At 69.7% G+C, this 14,016-nt stretch carries 11 protein-coding genes; 7 read left to right on the forward strand and 4 right to left on the reverse strand.

The genetic code is table 11. The features are described 5' to 3' along the window. The first annotated feature begins 69 nt into the window (after positions 1-69). On the forward strand, positions 70-942 hold the full coding sequence (locus J2W14_RS02230; RefSeq protein ID WP_307457749.1) for an HAD family hydrolase: 873 nt from the start codon (positions 70-72) through the stop codon (positions 940-942). 90 nt (positions 943-1,032) lie between these two features. Here the strand turns inward: J2W14_RS02230 and J2W14_RS02235 are convergent, their stop codons facing one another. Next, the gene (locus J2W14_RS02235) at positions 1,033-1,632 is read right to left on the reverse strand and encodes a MarR family transcriptional regulator (RefSeq protein ID WP_069950283.1); all 600 of its coding nucleotides are present in this window, start codon (positions 1,630-1,632) and stop codon (positions 1,033-1,035) included. 259 nt (positions 1,633-1,891) lie between these two features. Between J2W14_RS02235 and J2W14_RS02240 the strand changes: the two genes are divergently transcribed. Beyond that, positions 1,892-4,261 (forward strand): phosphoketolase family protein, encoded by a 2,370-nt coding sequence (locus J2W14_RS02240; protein ID WP_370871179.1) that lies wholly within the window; start codon positions 1,892-1,894, stop codon positions 4,259-4,261. 17 nt (positions 4,262-4,278) lie between these two features. Here J2W14_RS02240 and J2W14_RS02245 read toward each other — a convergent pair whose 3' ends face one another. The 3 genes from J2W14_RS02245 to J2W14_RS02255 all read right to left on the reverse strand — a co-directional run bounded on the left by J2W14_RS02245 (position 4,279) and on the right by J2W14_RS02255 (position 7,038). Continuing rightward, a complete protein-coding gene (locus tag J2W14_RS02245) occupies positions 4,279-5,040 on the reverse strand; it encodes a DUF429 domain-containing protein (protein WP_307457757.1) in 762 nt (253 codons plus the stop codon). A gap of 37 nt (positions 5,041-5,077) precedes the next feature. After that, positions 5,078-6,412: a carboxylesterase family protein gene (locus J2W14_RS02250; RefSeq protein WP_307457761.1), complete on the reverse strand. Its 1,335-nt coding sequence runs from the start codon at positions 6,410-6,412 to the stop codon at positions 5,078-5,080. A 137-nt stretch (positions 6,413-6,549) separates the two neighbouring features. After that, complete coding sequence (locus tag J2W14_RS02255) at positions 6,550-7,038, reverse strand: inorganic diphosphatase (RefSeq protein ID WP_307457764.1); 489 nt, start codon at positions 7,036-7,038, stop codon at positions 6,550-6,552. A 160-nt stretch (positions 7,039-7,198) separates the two neighbouring features. On the opposite strand from J2W14_RS02255, the gene dacB reads away from it, so the two are divergent. The 5 genes from dacB to ftsH all read left to right on the forward strand — a co-directional run bounded on the left by dacB (position 7,199) and on the right by ftsH (position 14,008). Further along, positions 7,199-8,704, forward strand: a complete 1,506-nt coding sequence (dacB, locus tag J2W14_RS02260) for a D-alanyl-D-alanine carboxypeptidase/D-alanyl-D-alanine endopeptidase (RefSeq protein WP_307457767.1) — start codon at positions 7,199-7,201, stop codon at positions 8,702-8,704. Positions 8,705-8,888: 184 nt separating this feature from the next. Further along, positions 8,889-10,007, forward strand: coding sequence for a zinc-dependent metalloprotease (locus tag J2W14_RS02265; protein ID WP_307457770.1), 1,119 nt, complete (start codon positions 8,889-8,891; stop codon positions 10,005-10,007). Between the two features lie 95 nt (positions 10,008-10,102). Further along, positions 10,103-11,140: a tRNA lysidine(34) synthetase TilS gene (gene tilS / locus J2W14_RS02270; protein ID WP_307457773.1), complete on the forward strand. Its 1,038-nt coding sequence runs from the start codon at positions 10,103-10,105 to the stop codon at positions 11,138-11,140. 29 nt (positions 11,141-11,169) lie between these two features. After that, the gene (gene hpt / locus J2W14_RS02275; RefSeq protein WP_232082480.1) at positions 11,170-11,721 is read left to right on the forward strand and encodes a hypoxanthine phosphoribosyltransferase; all 552 of its coding nucleotides are present in this window, start codon (positions 11,170-11,172) and stop codon (positions 11,719-11,721) included. Between the two features lie 214 nt (positions 11,722-11,935). Next, positions 11,936-14,008, forward strand: a complete 2,073-nt coding sequence (ftsH, locus tag J2W14_RS02280) for an ATP-dependent zinc metalloprotease FtsH (protein ID WP_307457778.1) — start codon at positions 11,936-11,938, stop codon at positions 14,006-14,008. The last annotated feature ends 8 nt before the right edge of the window (positions 14,009-14,016 follow it).

Here is a 14,016-nt window from a genome sequence, read left to right on the forward strand (position 1 = left end):
ACCCCGGGTTCACCGGACGCTGTGGCCTGCGTCCTAGCGGCGGTCGGGGGTGTCTGCTCTACTTGTGAGATGACAACATTGACTGAATCCTCAGTCGCCGGCAACGATGACCGGCGAGACAACAACCGAAACAACGTAACCACCGCAGCCCACAAGCTGATGGTGGCGCTCGACGTCGACGGCACCCTCGTGGACCACGACGGCCACATGTCCGTTCCCGTCCGTGAAGCCGCCCAGGACGTTGTGGCTGCCGGCCACCACGTCACCATCGCGACCGGCCGCTCACTGAACGCGACCCTGCCGATCATCGAGCACATCGGCATCGACAACGGCTACGCCGTGTGCTCCAACGGCGGGGTCACCCTGCGGCTGGATTCCGGCCTCCCGGACGGCTACGAGATCGTGCACAAAGCCACCTTCGACCCGGGCCCCGCGCTCCGGGCACTGCGCAAGCGGCTGCCCTCGGCCAAGTACGCGCTTGAGGACGAGGACGGCAACTTCCTCTCCACCGAGCGCTTCCAGGACATGAGCTTCGGGGTGGAGGCAATCGGCGTCGACTTCCAGACCATGCTGGAAGCCACCGCGGTCCGCGTGGTGGTCTTCAGCGCCGAGAACACGCCCGAGGAGTTCAACACCGCCATCCGGCACATCGGCCTGGCCGGCGTGACCTACTCGGTGGGGTGGACGGCGTGGCTGGACATCGCCGCCGCCGGCGTGACCAAGGCCAGCGCCCTGGAGCACCTCCGCGGGCGGCTGGAGATCGAGGCACACCGCACCGTCGCCGTCGGCGACGGCCGCAATGACATTGAGATGCTCACCTGGGCCGCCCGCGGTGTGGCCATGGGCCAGGCGCCCGAGGAAGTCATCGCCGCCGCGAACGAGGTCACCCACTCCGTGTTCGACGACGGCGCCGCCCACGTGTTGCGCAGCCTGCTGCTCTAGGTTCCGACGACTGCTCCAGGCGCCGCCGGCGGCGGGCTCCGACGGCGGGCTCCGACGATGTCGGGGCGCCGGCCTGCAGGGTGCGGGCGGTCAGCGCACCTCGAGGATCAGGCCAAGCAGCCTGGCCGCGGCGGGCCGCGCCGCGTGTTCCTCATTCCACTGCGCCCGCGCCACGGCCTTGCTGACCGCCTGGGTGGTGATCCCGAGCTCCTCGGCCACCGCCTTTTGCTGACCGCGGACCCCCGGGGTCAGCAGGTCCAGGACCCGCCATTCCGCGGGGCTGCGGTCGTGCACGATGTGGCCCAGCAGCCGCAGCACGGCCTCGGACTCCGCGGCGAGGTCGGCGAGCGGGCCCTCCACGGCCACCGGGATCCGGTCCTTGCCGTTGCGCAGCCGGTCGACGGCCCGGCGGGCGTAAATCAGCCCGTGGCCGGAGGCGTCCTTGATCTGGTTCGGCAGGGGTTCATTGACGGGCCCGACGCCGATGCCGACGTACCAGCTGCCGGTCCGCAGTGCGATCATCGCCGCTTCGACGGCCTGCTGCGGGGAGTCCACAATGCCCTGGACCTCGTCCTCCACCGAGCGGTCGAAATCCAGGCGCGCCGGGATGTGCCGCAGGTCCTTGAGGAGCTGCGGCACGCAGTCGCCGTCGCGCCGGCTGTCGGTTTGGTTGATGGTCAGCGTGAACATTCTGGATCCACACTACCCGGTGGAAAGGGGCTGGCAAGAGCGGCCCCTGGACACGTCCCCGCGGGCTTGTATCCGGTCCGGGGACGTGTTGCGATGGAGCCTGCGTACCGTTCCGGGCCCCTGTAAAGCGAGGAATCCATTGACCAGCGAGTTGACCAGCGACCTGAACAACGACACCGATCGGACCGTGGGCAGCGCCGCGGGCACGGCGCCCGGCGCGCGGCCGGAAAGCGCCTCCCGTGAGCCCGGCGGCGCGGAACTGGAGCTCGTGGACCGCTGGTGGCGGGCCGCCAACTACCTGTCCGTGGGTCAGATCTATCTCCGCTCCAACCCGCTGCTGCGGGAACCCCTGAGTGCCGGCGACACGAAGTCCCGGCTGCTGGGCCACTGGGGCACCACGCCGGGGCTGAACTTCGTCTACGCCCACCTCAACCGGATCATCCGCCGGGACAGCCAGAGCATGCTGTTCATTGCCGGCCCCGGCCACGGCGGCCCCGCCGTCGTGGCAAACGCCTGGCTGGAGGGCACCTACTCCGAGATCTACAGCAACGTCGGTGACGACGGGCAGGGCATGGCTGAGCTGTTCCGGCAGTTCTCCTACCCGGGCGGCATCCCCAGCCACGCCGCCCCGGAAACCCCGGGCTCCATCAGCGAGGGCGGCGAGCTCGGCTACTCCCTGGCGCACGCCTACGGCTCCGTCTTCGACAACCCCGACCTGATCACCGCCGTCGTCATCGGCGACGGCGAGGCCGAAACCGGGCCGCTGGCGGCGAGCTGGCACTCCCACAACTTCCTGGACCCGGTCCATGACGGTGCGGTGCTGCCCATCCTGCACCTGAACGGCTACAAGATCGCCAACCCCACCATCCTGGCCCGCATGCCCGAAGCCCAGCTGGAACAGCTGCTGCGCGGCTACGGGCACGAGCCGCACTTCGTGACCGTGGGCCATCCGGACGACTCCGCGGCCGCGCACCGGGACTTCGCCGCCGTGCTGGACGACTGCCTCACGGAGATCCGGGCGATCCAGTCCGCGCGCCGGAGCGGAACTGCCGGCGGCGGCGCCGACCGCCCCGCCGCAGACGGGGCCGCGCGGTGGCCCATGATCGTGCTGCGTTCGCCGAAGGGCTGGACCGGGCCCAAAGTCGTCGACGGGCTGCAGGTGGAAGGGACATGGCGGAGCCATCAGGTGCCGCTGTCGGAGGTGCGCACCAACCCGGAGCACCTGGGCCAGCTCGGGGAGTGGCTCGAGTCGTACCGGCCGGCCGGGCTCTTCGACGCCGCCGGGCGGCTGCGCCCGGAGGTCGCGGCGAACGCCCCCGAGGGCGAACTCCGGATGAGCGCCTCCCCGTACGCGAACGGCGGCGTGCTGCTGCGGGACCTCAAACTGCCGAAGTACGAGGATCATGCCGTCCCGGTGGCGCAACCGGGGGTCGAGCGGGTCAGCGCCATGATCACCCTGGGGTCCTGGCTGCGCGACGTGATCAGCCAGAACCCGGAGACGTTCCGGCTGTTCGGCCCGGACGAGACGGCATCCAACCGCCTGCAGGACGTCTATGAGGTCACGGACAAGGTGTGGCAGTACCGGATCGAGGAACTCGATGAGCACCTGGCCCGCGCCGGACGGGTCATGGAGGTGCTCAGCGAACACCTGTGCCAGGGCTGGCTGGAAGGGTACCTGCTGACCGGCCGGCACGGCGTCTTCAGCTGCTATGAGGCGTTCATCCACATCGTGGATTCCATGTTCAACCAGCACGCCAAGTGGCTCAAGGTGCACCGGGAACTGGCCTGGCGCCAGCCGGTCGCCTCGCTCAACTACCTGCTGTCCTCGCATGTCTGGCAGCAGGACCACAACGGCTTCTCGCACCAGGATCCCGGCTTCATCGATCACGCCGTGAACAAAAAAGCCGAGGTCATCCGCGTCTACCTGCCCCCGGACGCGAACACGCTGCTCTCCGTGATGGAGCACTGCCTCGATTCACGGGACTACGTCAACATCGTGGTCAGCGGCAAGCAGCCCTCGCCGACCTGGCTCGGCCCCGCGGACGCCGCGCACCACTGCCAGCGCGGCCTGGGGATCTGGGAGTTCGCCGGCTCCGAGGTCCCCGGCGAGGAACCCGACGTCGTGCTGGCCTGCGCCGGCGACGTGCCCACGGTCGAGACGGTCGCCGCGGCGGAACTGCTGAAGGCCGGCGCCCCGGGGCTGAAGATCCGGGTGGTCAACGTGGTGGACCTGATGCGGCTCCAGGACGCCAGCGAACACCCGCACGGGCTGACGTCCCGGGACTTCGACGGGATCTTCACGGCGGACAAGCCCATCATCTTCGCCTACCACGGCTATCCGTCCCTGATCCACCGGCTGGCGTACCGGCGGACCAACCAGGAGGGCCTGCACGTCCGGGGCTATAAGGAGGAGGGCACCACCACGACGGCCTTCGACATGGCCATGCTCAACGGGATTGACCGCTTCCAGCTCGCCATCGACGCGATCGACCGGGTGCCGGGCCTGGCGGAGAAACACTCGCTGCTGCGGCAGGCGCTGCAGGACAGCAGGATCCGGGCGCACAACCACACCCGGGACCACGGAGAGGACTCGGAGGACATCAGCGGCTGGACCCTCGGCCGGGAGTAGGCCCGCAGCCGCACCGGCTAGGGCAGGGTGCCGCTGAGCCCGCCCAGCCCGCCGGTGGGCAGGTGGATCCAGCCTTCGGTCAGAGCGGCCCGGGCGTGGGCGGCATCCGGGCGGAGCGTCACGCCGAGGGCGACGGCCCGCGCGGTGAGCGCGGCGATGAGCGCGTCGAACATGTCGTCGGAGCCGGCCAGCCGGTCCTCGTGGCCGGCCAGGTCCAGCCAGGGTGCTGCCTGCTGCAGGGCGTCGAGGAGCACGGTGAGCCGCTGCGTTTCCGTTCCGCCGCGGCCCTTGTAGCCGCGGGCCAGCAGGCCCCAGGATTTCAGCGACGCCGCCGGGTAGACCTCGGCGAGCCGGCCGCTGCCGTCCCGGGCCTGCGGGCCGTGGTCCCGGGCGATTTTGGCCTGGATGACGGCGCAGCGCATCGCCGGGTGGGCCAGCCGGTCGGCGGAGACGCTGAGCGGGATCAGCCCGGCGCGGGCGGTGACGAAGCGGTCGGTGTCCCGGTAGGCCAGCAGCCGGCGTCCCTCGATGCCGTCGTAGTCCAGCACGGGGTGCGGCTCGAAGCCCAGATGCCCGGCCAGGAAGGGCAGGAAGGCGTCCGGCCAGCCCACGGGGCAGTCGATCCCCGTCATGTCGCTGGCGCCGAAGAGCCGCACGATCTCCTCGTCGCCGACGTCGAGGGCCAGGTGCGCGAGGCGGGCGGTGCCGTTGCCCCAGTCGATGACGGCGGCCGCGGTCTTCCGCGTGGCCGCGGCGAGGTCGACGCCGAGGGTCTTCACCGCGGCCGGCCCGGGACGGCAAGCCTGAGGATCCGGTTCATCCGGCGCTGACCGAGCGGTACTGGAGGGCGCCGGGCAGACCGCCCCGGCTGTCCAGGCCCTCCCCGGCCGCAAAACGGGCCCACACCGCGCGGAGGGCCCGGCCCTGGGCGTTGATGTCCTCCCAGCTGGCGCCCGTGAGCAGCCCGGCACCTGCCCAGGTCTGTTCGTCGCCGAACAGCAGCGGCAGGTCGACGGTGTGCGCGGCCCCGTAAAAATTCCCCGGCGCCGCCCAGGAGAGCACGTAGCTGTATGCCGTGCCGCCGGCCTGGGCGTGCCGGCGGGCGAACCTCCGGGCGGCCCGGCCGTACACCGCCTCGGTCACGGCCCAGTTAATGGCCTTCACCACGGCGGTCCCGAGCACCGGGACCTTGGCCACACGGCCGACGACGGGGTTGCGCGGCAGGAACAGCCGGGCTTCCTCGGAGGTGTGTCCGATCAGGACCTCGATCCCGGGGGCCGTGGCGTTCCAGGCGTCCTCAATGCCGGATTCCGGCGGCAGGGGGGAGTGCCCGTACTGGGTGCCGAACGGCATGGCCGCGACCAGCCCGAACTTCCGGGCCACCTGCGACACATGCCCTTCGATCTCCACAACGTCCATCGCGGGGGTGTCCTCGGTGACGTGCTCCGCCGCGATACCCATCGCGGTGCTCATCTTTTCCCGGCCCCGGGTAATGCCCAGCGGCGCGCTTTGAATGATGGCGCGCTGGAACAGGGAGGGGGCCTCCGCCGTCGCCATTAGGTGGGCGACGGCGTCGCCGCCGGCGGACTGCCCGAAGGCCGTGACCCGTCCCGGGTCGCCGCCGAAAGCGCTGATGTTGCGCCGGACCCAGCGGAACGCCTCGAGCTGGTCCAGCAGGCCGAGGTTCGCGGGCCGGCCCGTGCCCGTCGCGAGGTACCCGAACAGGCCCAGTCGGTACGTCACGGACACCACGATGACCCGGTTTTCGGCGACGAGGGCCCGGGGATCGAAGATGGCCAGGTCACCGGAACCGGAGGTGTAGGACCCGCCGTGGAGCCACACCATCACGGGAACCCGCTCGTCCGCAGCCAGGCCGGCCGGCATGGTGATGGAGAGCCGCTGGCAGTCCTCACTGCCGGGCAGCTCCCCGTAACGGGTGCCGAGGATGTCATCCAGGAACGGCACCGGGGCCTGCGGGCACGCCGGGGACAGGGCCGTGGCGGCGAGGACTCCGGTCCGGTCCGGTGCCCTCACCGGTGGCTGGAAACGTCCCGCGGCGGCATAGGGGATTCCGGTGGCCCGCACGACGTCGCCGTCACGCCAGCCGGTGACCGGACCGCAGGGAGGACTAAAGGCAGGCTCGGCGTTCATAAGCCAACGATTTCACACATTCCTGACCTGTCACTCACAACGGCCGTCCACGCTTAAACAGCAACGCGGGGTCACTCACGGCCCATATCCGGCGGACGGATGGGCGGCAAGTGACCCCGCGTTGGAGCTGGGGGACGTTAGTGCGTGTGGGGAACGTAACGCTTGATGGATGCCTCAAGCTCGGCCTCGGCGGCGGCGCGGTCGCCCCAGCCCTCGGCCTTGACCCACTTGCCCGGCTCCAGGTCCTTGTAGCGGGTGAAGAAGTGCTCGATTTCCTTGATCAGGAATTCGCTGACGTCACTGATCTCCTTGATGTGATCAAAGCGCGCGTCGACCGGCACGCAGAGCACCTTGGCGTCGCCGCCGCCGTCGTCGGTCATGTTGAACACGCCGATGGGGCGGGACTCAACGATGACGCCGGGGTGCAGGTCGAAGTCCTGCAGCAGCACCAGGGCGTCCAGCGGGTCGCCGTCTTCGCCCAGGGTGTTCTCGAAGAAACCGTAGTGCGTGGGGTACTGCATCGAGGTGAACAGGACGCGGTCCAGGCGGACGCGGCCCGTTTCGTGGTCGATTTCGTACTTGACGCGTGATCCCTTGGGGATCTCGATGGTCACGTCATGCTTCATGGACTGCTCCTTGAGAAATTCAGGGGATGCGCGGTTTTCGGGCGTGCGCGGCACGCACAAAAGGCTGCCGCTGCCGCCGACTACTATTGAGGATATAGCGAGAGGCCCGGGTTTCAGGAACTTGGGGGGACATTTCAGCACTAAAAGGACCAGCAGCGGCATGAAACGCAGAACGACCCACCCGGGCGCCGACCCGGTGACCGGGCGGCTGCGGCGGAGCCTCCCGCTGCTGCTCCAGACCCTGCTTGTCGCGGCGCTCGCCCTCCCCGCCGGAGTTGCCGTCGCCCCCGCTTTCCTCGGGCCCGGCCCCGCCGAGACCGCCGCGCAGACCACCCCGCCCTGGCACCAGGTCCCCGGCACACTGGCCGCCCGCGACGGCGCGGCGGCCGGCACCACCCCGGACGGCATAGAACCGCTCTCAGCCGCCGCCCCCGTCCCGCAACCCGGTCCGCTCGCGGCCCGGCTCAACGAAACCCTCCGGGCCGACGGCTCCGGGAACTTCACCGGCGTCGTGCAGGACGCCCTCACCGGGGAGGTCCTCTTCGACCGTTCCGGCGACGAGGTCCGGGTCCCGGCCTCCAACATGAAGCTCCTCACGGCCGCCGCGGCCCTGCGGACCCTCGGCCCGGAACGCCGCTTCAGCACCCGGGCCGTGGCCGGGGCGGCCCCCGGGTCAGTTGTGCTCACCGGCGGCGGGGACGTGCTCCTCGGTGCCGGCGAATCGGTGCCCGGCGCCGTGCTGGGCCGCGCCGGGCTCGCCAGCCTGGCGCAGTCGGCCGTCCGGGCCCTGCAGGACGACGGCGTCTCCGCCCCCTTGACGGTCCAGCTGGACGACTCCCTGTTTACCGGCCCCGCGCTGAACCCGGCCTGGAACCTGGAGGATGTCGCCGCCGGCGAGATGGCCCCGCTGTTCCCGCTCGCCTTGAACTCGGCCCGTTTCGACCCGGCCACAACCACCGGCCCCCGCCCCCAGGATGCCGCGATGGGCGCCGCCGAGGCGTTTCATGCCCAGCTCGCGGCGGCGGCCGGCGCGGCCGGACTGACGGTGGCGCCCGGCGTCGCGCGGGTCCCCGCCGGAACGGACGACGCCGGCGCCAGGGTCCTGGCCGAAGTCCAGTCCGCGACGGTGGGCCAGCAGGTCGACTTGATGCTGCGCACCTCGGACAACTACCTCACCGAGGCGATCGGCCGCATGGCGGCGCTGGCGGCCGGGCAGCCCGGCAGCAACGACGGCGCCGTGGCAGCCGTGCTGCAGCAGCTGGAAGAGCTGAAGATCCCCGCCGGCCCGCTGCGCGCCGCAGACGTCTCCGGGCTGGCCCTGGCAAACCAGGTCTCCGCCCGGCAGCTCTCCGAAGTGGTCCGGGCCATGACCTCGGGCGCGGACACCCGGCTGCGGGCCGGCCTGGCCGGCTTCCCGGTCGCCGGGCTCACCGGAACCCTGGGGGACCGGTACGTGGACGACGCGGCGACAGCCGGCGGTGCAGGCCTGGTCCGTGCCAAGACCGGCACACTCAACACGGTCATCGCCCTGAGCGGCTACGTCGTGGACGCCGACGGCCGGCTCCTGGTGTTTTCCTTTATCGGCAACGGACTCACCCCGGGGGCGGGGAACAAAACCGCGCTGGACCGCACCGCCTCCGTCCTGGCCGGCTGCGGCTGCCGCTGACCCCTCCCGCTGACCCCCGCGGCCGGCGTCGAACCGTCGACTGCTCCGTAACCGCCCTTTTGGACCCCGAAAACGGCAGTTACGGAGCAGCGGATGGCCTGGACGACGGCGTTGAGCCCGGCGGCCGTTCGCCGCCCGACGAATTTAAGGCGCAATGTCAGTCCGCTGTGATCTGATGGAGCCTATGGAGTCCTCTGCCCGCGAGACATCAGCCCAAGCCCAAGCCCTGATCAACTGGGAGCTTGCCGCCTCCACCGCCGCCCGGCTGACGCCCGCCGGTCCCGTCCTGGGATCGGCGGAGATCGGCGCCGCCGTCGACAACCTGCGGCTGATGGCGGACCTTTCCGTGCCCCACGTCCATGACATCACCGGCCTGGAGGCCGCCCGCGACCTGCGCGACTCCTCGGTCCTGGTGGTGGACCGCGCCTCCTGGTCCAAGGCCAACACGCAGAGCTTCGCCGTGATGCTCCAGCCCGCGATGGAAAAGATGCTCGAGAGCCGCCGCGGCACACTGAACCCCGGCACGGCCAGCGTCAGCGGCGCCATCACCGGCAGCCAGCTCGGCGCCATCCTCGCCTTCCTCTCCAGCAAGGTCCTGGGCCAGTACGACCCCTTCTCCGCCCTCGCCGAGAACTCCACCGCCCCCGCCGGCGGCCGCCTGCTCCTGGTGGCGCCGAACATCATCTCCGTCGAGCGTGAAATCAACGTCGAGCCCGAAGACTTCCGGCTCTGGGTCTGCCTCCACGAACAGACCCACCGGGTGCAGTTCGCCGCGGCACCCTGGCTGCGACACCACATGCTGGAGGAGATCGACAGCCTCAGCGGGCAGCTGCTCGGCAACGTCGACTCCCTGATGGAACGGGCCTCGGCCGCCGCGAAGTCGCTCAAGGACCGCACCGCGTCCGGCTCCGCCCCCAGCCGGGGCGCCATCCTGGACCTGCTGCAGAACCCCGAGGAAAAGGCCGCGATCTCGCGCCTGACCGCCCTCATGAGCCTGCTCGAAGGGCACGCCAACGTGGTGATGGACGCGGTCGACTCCAGCATTGTGCCCTCCGTGAAGACCATCCGGCAGCGCTTCAACTCCCGGGCCAAGGACCGCGGCGTGATCGAAAAGTTCATCCGCAACCTGCTCGGACTGGACGCCAAGATGCGCCAGTACAGCGACGGCGCCAAGTTCGTCCGCGAAGTCGTGGACGTGGCCGGAATGGAGGGCTTCAACCGGGTCTGGGAGTCCGCGGACCACCTGCCGACCGAGGCCGAGATCCACAATTCCCGGCTCTGGCTCGAGCGGATGGGGCACTAGGTCCCGTGACATCCAGTCCCGTTTCGAGCGGACGGCTTTCGGGCGGCCGACGCCGGCCCGGTCGGCTGGCGCCCGTCGTCGGCACGGCGCGGAAGATGCTGCAGGACGCCCTGGCCGGAGCGGGTTACCCGCAACGGATCCTGGTGGCCTGCAGCGGCGGACCTGACTCACTGGCCCTCGCCGCCGTCGCCGCGTACTTCGCCCGCCGCGGTCACGTCGACGGCCACCCCGTCTCCGTGGGCGCCGTCGTCGTGGACCATCAGCTGCAGCCCGGATCCGCCGAGGTCGCCGCCGCCACCGCCGTGACGCTGCGGGAACTGGGGCTCTCACCCGTCCAGGTCAGCACGGTCCAGGTGGCCTCCACCGGGATGGGGCCGGAAGCGGCCGCCCGGGACGCCCGGCACGCCGCCCTGGAAGCCGCCGCCGACGACACCGGCGCCCAGGCCATCCTGCTCGGCCACACCCTTGATGACCAGGCCGAACAGGTGCTGCTGGGGCTGGCCCGCGGCTCCGGAACCCGTTCCCTGGCGGGCATGCGGCCCGCCCGCGACCGCCTGCTGCGGCCCTTCCTGGGGCTGCGCCGCGCGGACACGCTCGAGATCTGCGAGGTCGAGGGCCTTGACCCCTGGCACGATCCCAGCAACGCGGATCCGGCGTTTGCCAGGTCCCGGACCCGGGTGGAGGTGCTGCCGCTGCTCGAGGAGAAGCTGGGCCCGGGGGTGGCCGAATCGCTGGCGCGGACTGCCGCGATCCTGCAGCTGGACGCCGATTACCTCGAGGACGTGGCCAACGACACCTTCCTCCGGCTCCGGGAACAGTCCGGCGGCACCATCAGCCTCCCGGAGGAAGCCGTGCGCGAGCTGGCACCGGCCGTACGGTTCCGCGTCATCGCGAAGGCCGCGGCCGCCGTCGGGGGCCAGCAGCCCAGTTACCAGCGACTGCTCGCCGCGGAAGCACTGCTCCGCCGGCAGGGATCGGCGGGTCCGGTGGAGCTCCCCGGCGGGGTCAGTGTCTACCGGCTCTCGCTCGCCGAGCTCCTGGCCGAGGGGCAGTCCGGCCCCGGCGGTGTTCCCCGCGAAGCGGCCCGCTGTGGGAAGCTTGTATTCCGGCCTCAAAAACCGCCCAAAATATAGTTGCCCCCGCATCTACACAGGAGTTATTGGTGGATTCAAACGACGTCCAGGCAGATCTCAAGCACGTTCTGTACTCCAAGGAGCAGATCCAGACACGGATCACCGAACTCGCTGCCCAGATCGACAAGGACTACGAGGGCCGCGATCTGCTGATCGTCGGCGTGCTCAAGGGCGCCGTGATGGTCATGGCCGACCTCGCCCGTGCCCTTCACAGCCACGTTTCCATGGACTGGATGGCCGTCTCGTCCTACGGGTCCGGCACGCAGTCCTCCGGTGTGGTCCGCATTCTCAAGGACCTGGACACGGACCTGATGGGCAAGGATGTCCTGATCGTCGAGGACATCATTGACTCCGGCCTGACCCTGTCCTGGCTCAAGACCAACCTGGAGTCCCGCGGCACGGCCTCGGTCGAAATCTGCACCGCCTTCCGCAAGCCCACGGCCGCGAAGGTCCAGATCGACGTCAAGTATGTCGGCTATGACATCCCCAACGAGTTTGTAGTCGGCTACGGCCTGGACTACGCCGAGAAGTACCGCAACCTGGACTTCGTCGGCACTCTGGCGCCGCACGTCTACGAGTAGCGCACCCGCCGGGTACCTCCGGCAGGACAGGCCCGGCGCGGGCCCGGCAGGGGGCCGGTCCCGCCCGGCTCCGCTACGCCCTCAGGGAACTTTTGGACTTCACCGTGCGTGAGCTTATGCGACGGTGTATAGCTAGACACTGACGCAGTACCACACGCGCGCAGAACGGTCGCCGTGCAGCACTACCAGGAGGGACGGGGCCTGCCCCGAACAGATGAAAGCTAAGAGTTTCTTCAAGGGCCCGGGCATCTGGATTGTCGTTGTTGTTGGCATGCTCCTGCTCGCCTTTGCCACCCTGTCCCCGGGCGGCGCAGCCCGGATCGATACGGACAAGGGCCTCGCGCTGCTGACCGACACCGGCGGCAAGGTTGAACAGGCAAAGATTTTCGACGCCGAAAACCGCGTGGACCTGGTCCTGAAGGAAAACCTGCAGGTTGACGGCCAGGACAAGGGCAAGAACATCCAGTTCTACTACGTCAACGCCCGCGCGGACGACGTCGTCAAAGCCGTCACGGACGCCCGCCCGCCGAGCGGCTACACCGACCAGCCGGTCGAGAACAACTGGTTCGCCGGGCTGTTCTCCCTCCTGATCCCGGTCCTCCTCCTCGGCGTCCTGTTCTGGTTCCTGCTCTCCCGCATGCAGGGCGGCGGCTCCAAGGTCATGCAGTTCGGCAAGTCCAAGGCCAAGCTGGTCAACAAGGACATGCCCCAGGTCACTTTCAGCGACGTCGCCGGCGCCGACGAAGCCGTCGAGGAACTCGAAGAAATCAAGGAATTCCTGCAGGAACCGGCGAAGTTCCAGGCTGTGGGGGCCAAGATCCCCAAGGGCGTGCTGCTCTACGGCCCTCCCGGCACCGGCAAGACCCTGCTGGCCCGGGCCGTCGCCGGCGAAGCCGGCGTCCCGTTCTTCTCCATCTCCGGTTCCGACTTCGTGGAAATGTTCGTCGGCGTGGGCGCCTCCCGAGTCCGCGACCTGTTCGAGCAGGCCAAGCAGAACGCCCCCGCCATCATCTTCGTGGACGAGATCGACGCCGTCGGCCGCCACCGCGGTGCCGGCATCGGCGGCGGCAACGACGAACGCGAGCAGACCCTCAACCAGCTGCTGGTTGAAATGGACGGCTTCGACGTCAAGACCAACGTCATCCTGATCGCCGCCACCAACCGCCCCGACGTGCTGGACCCGGCCCTGCTCCGCCCGGGCCGCTTTGACCGCCAGATCTCCGTCGAGGCCCCCGACCTGATCGGCCGCGACCAGATCCTGAAGGTCCACGCCAAGGGCAAGCCGATGGCTCCCGGCGTCGACCTGAAGGCCGTGGCCAAGAAGACCCCCGGCTACACCGGTGCGGACCTGGCCAACGTCCTCAACGAGGCGGCCCTGCTGACCGCCCGCTCCAACGCGAACCTGATCGATGACCGCGCCCTCGACGAGGCCATCGACCGCGTGATGGCCGGCCCGCAGAAGCGCAGCCGCGTCATGAAGGAACACGAACGCAAAGTCACCGCGTACCACGAAGGCGGCCACGCCCTCGTAGCCGCGGCGCTGCGGAACTCGGCCCCGGTCACGAAGATCACCATCCTGCCCCGCGGCCGCGCCCTGGGCTACACCATGGTGGTCCCGGAGAACGACAAGTACTCCGTCACGCGCAACGAACTGCTCGACCAGATGGCCTACGCCATGGGCGGCCGAGTCGCCGAGGAGCTCGTCTTCCATGACCCGTCCACCGGCGCGTCCAACGACATCGAGAAGGCCACCGGGATCGCCCGCAAGATGGTCACCGAGTTCGGCATGAGCGAACGCGTCGGCGCGGTGCGCCTCGGCCAGGGCGGCGGCGAGCCCTTCCTGGGCCGCGACGCCGGCCACGAGCGCAACTACTCCGACCAGATCGCCTACATCGTCGACGAGGAAGTGCGCCGCCTGATCGAGGGCGCCCACGACGAGGCCTACGCCATCCTGATTGAGAACCGCGACGTCCTGGACGAGCTGGCACTCGAACTGCTGGAACGCGAAACGCTGAACCAGGCCGAAATCGCCCAGGTCTTCACCAACATCCGGAAGCGTGATTTCCGCGAGATCTGGCTCTCCAAGGAGACCCGCCCGATCCAGGAAATCGGCCCGGTGGAATCCCGCCGCGAGAAGGCCGAACGCGAAGCGCAGGAAGAAGCCAAGGAAGCCCGCCTCGAGGAACCGCTGGACACGTTCCCGCCGCACGCCCAGGGTGTTGTCTCCGGACAGGAGCCCTTCCAAGGCGGTGTAACGGATCTCGGGCCCGACGGCCATCCCGGCTAGGCTTCTTC

It is taken from the genome of Pseudarthrobacter oxydans (assembly GCF_030812335.1).
Classification (GTDB): domain Bacteria; phylum Actinomycetota; class Actinomycetes; order Actinomycetales; family Micrococcaceae; genus Arthrobacter; species Arthrobacter oxydans_B.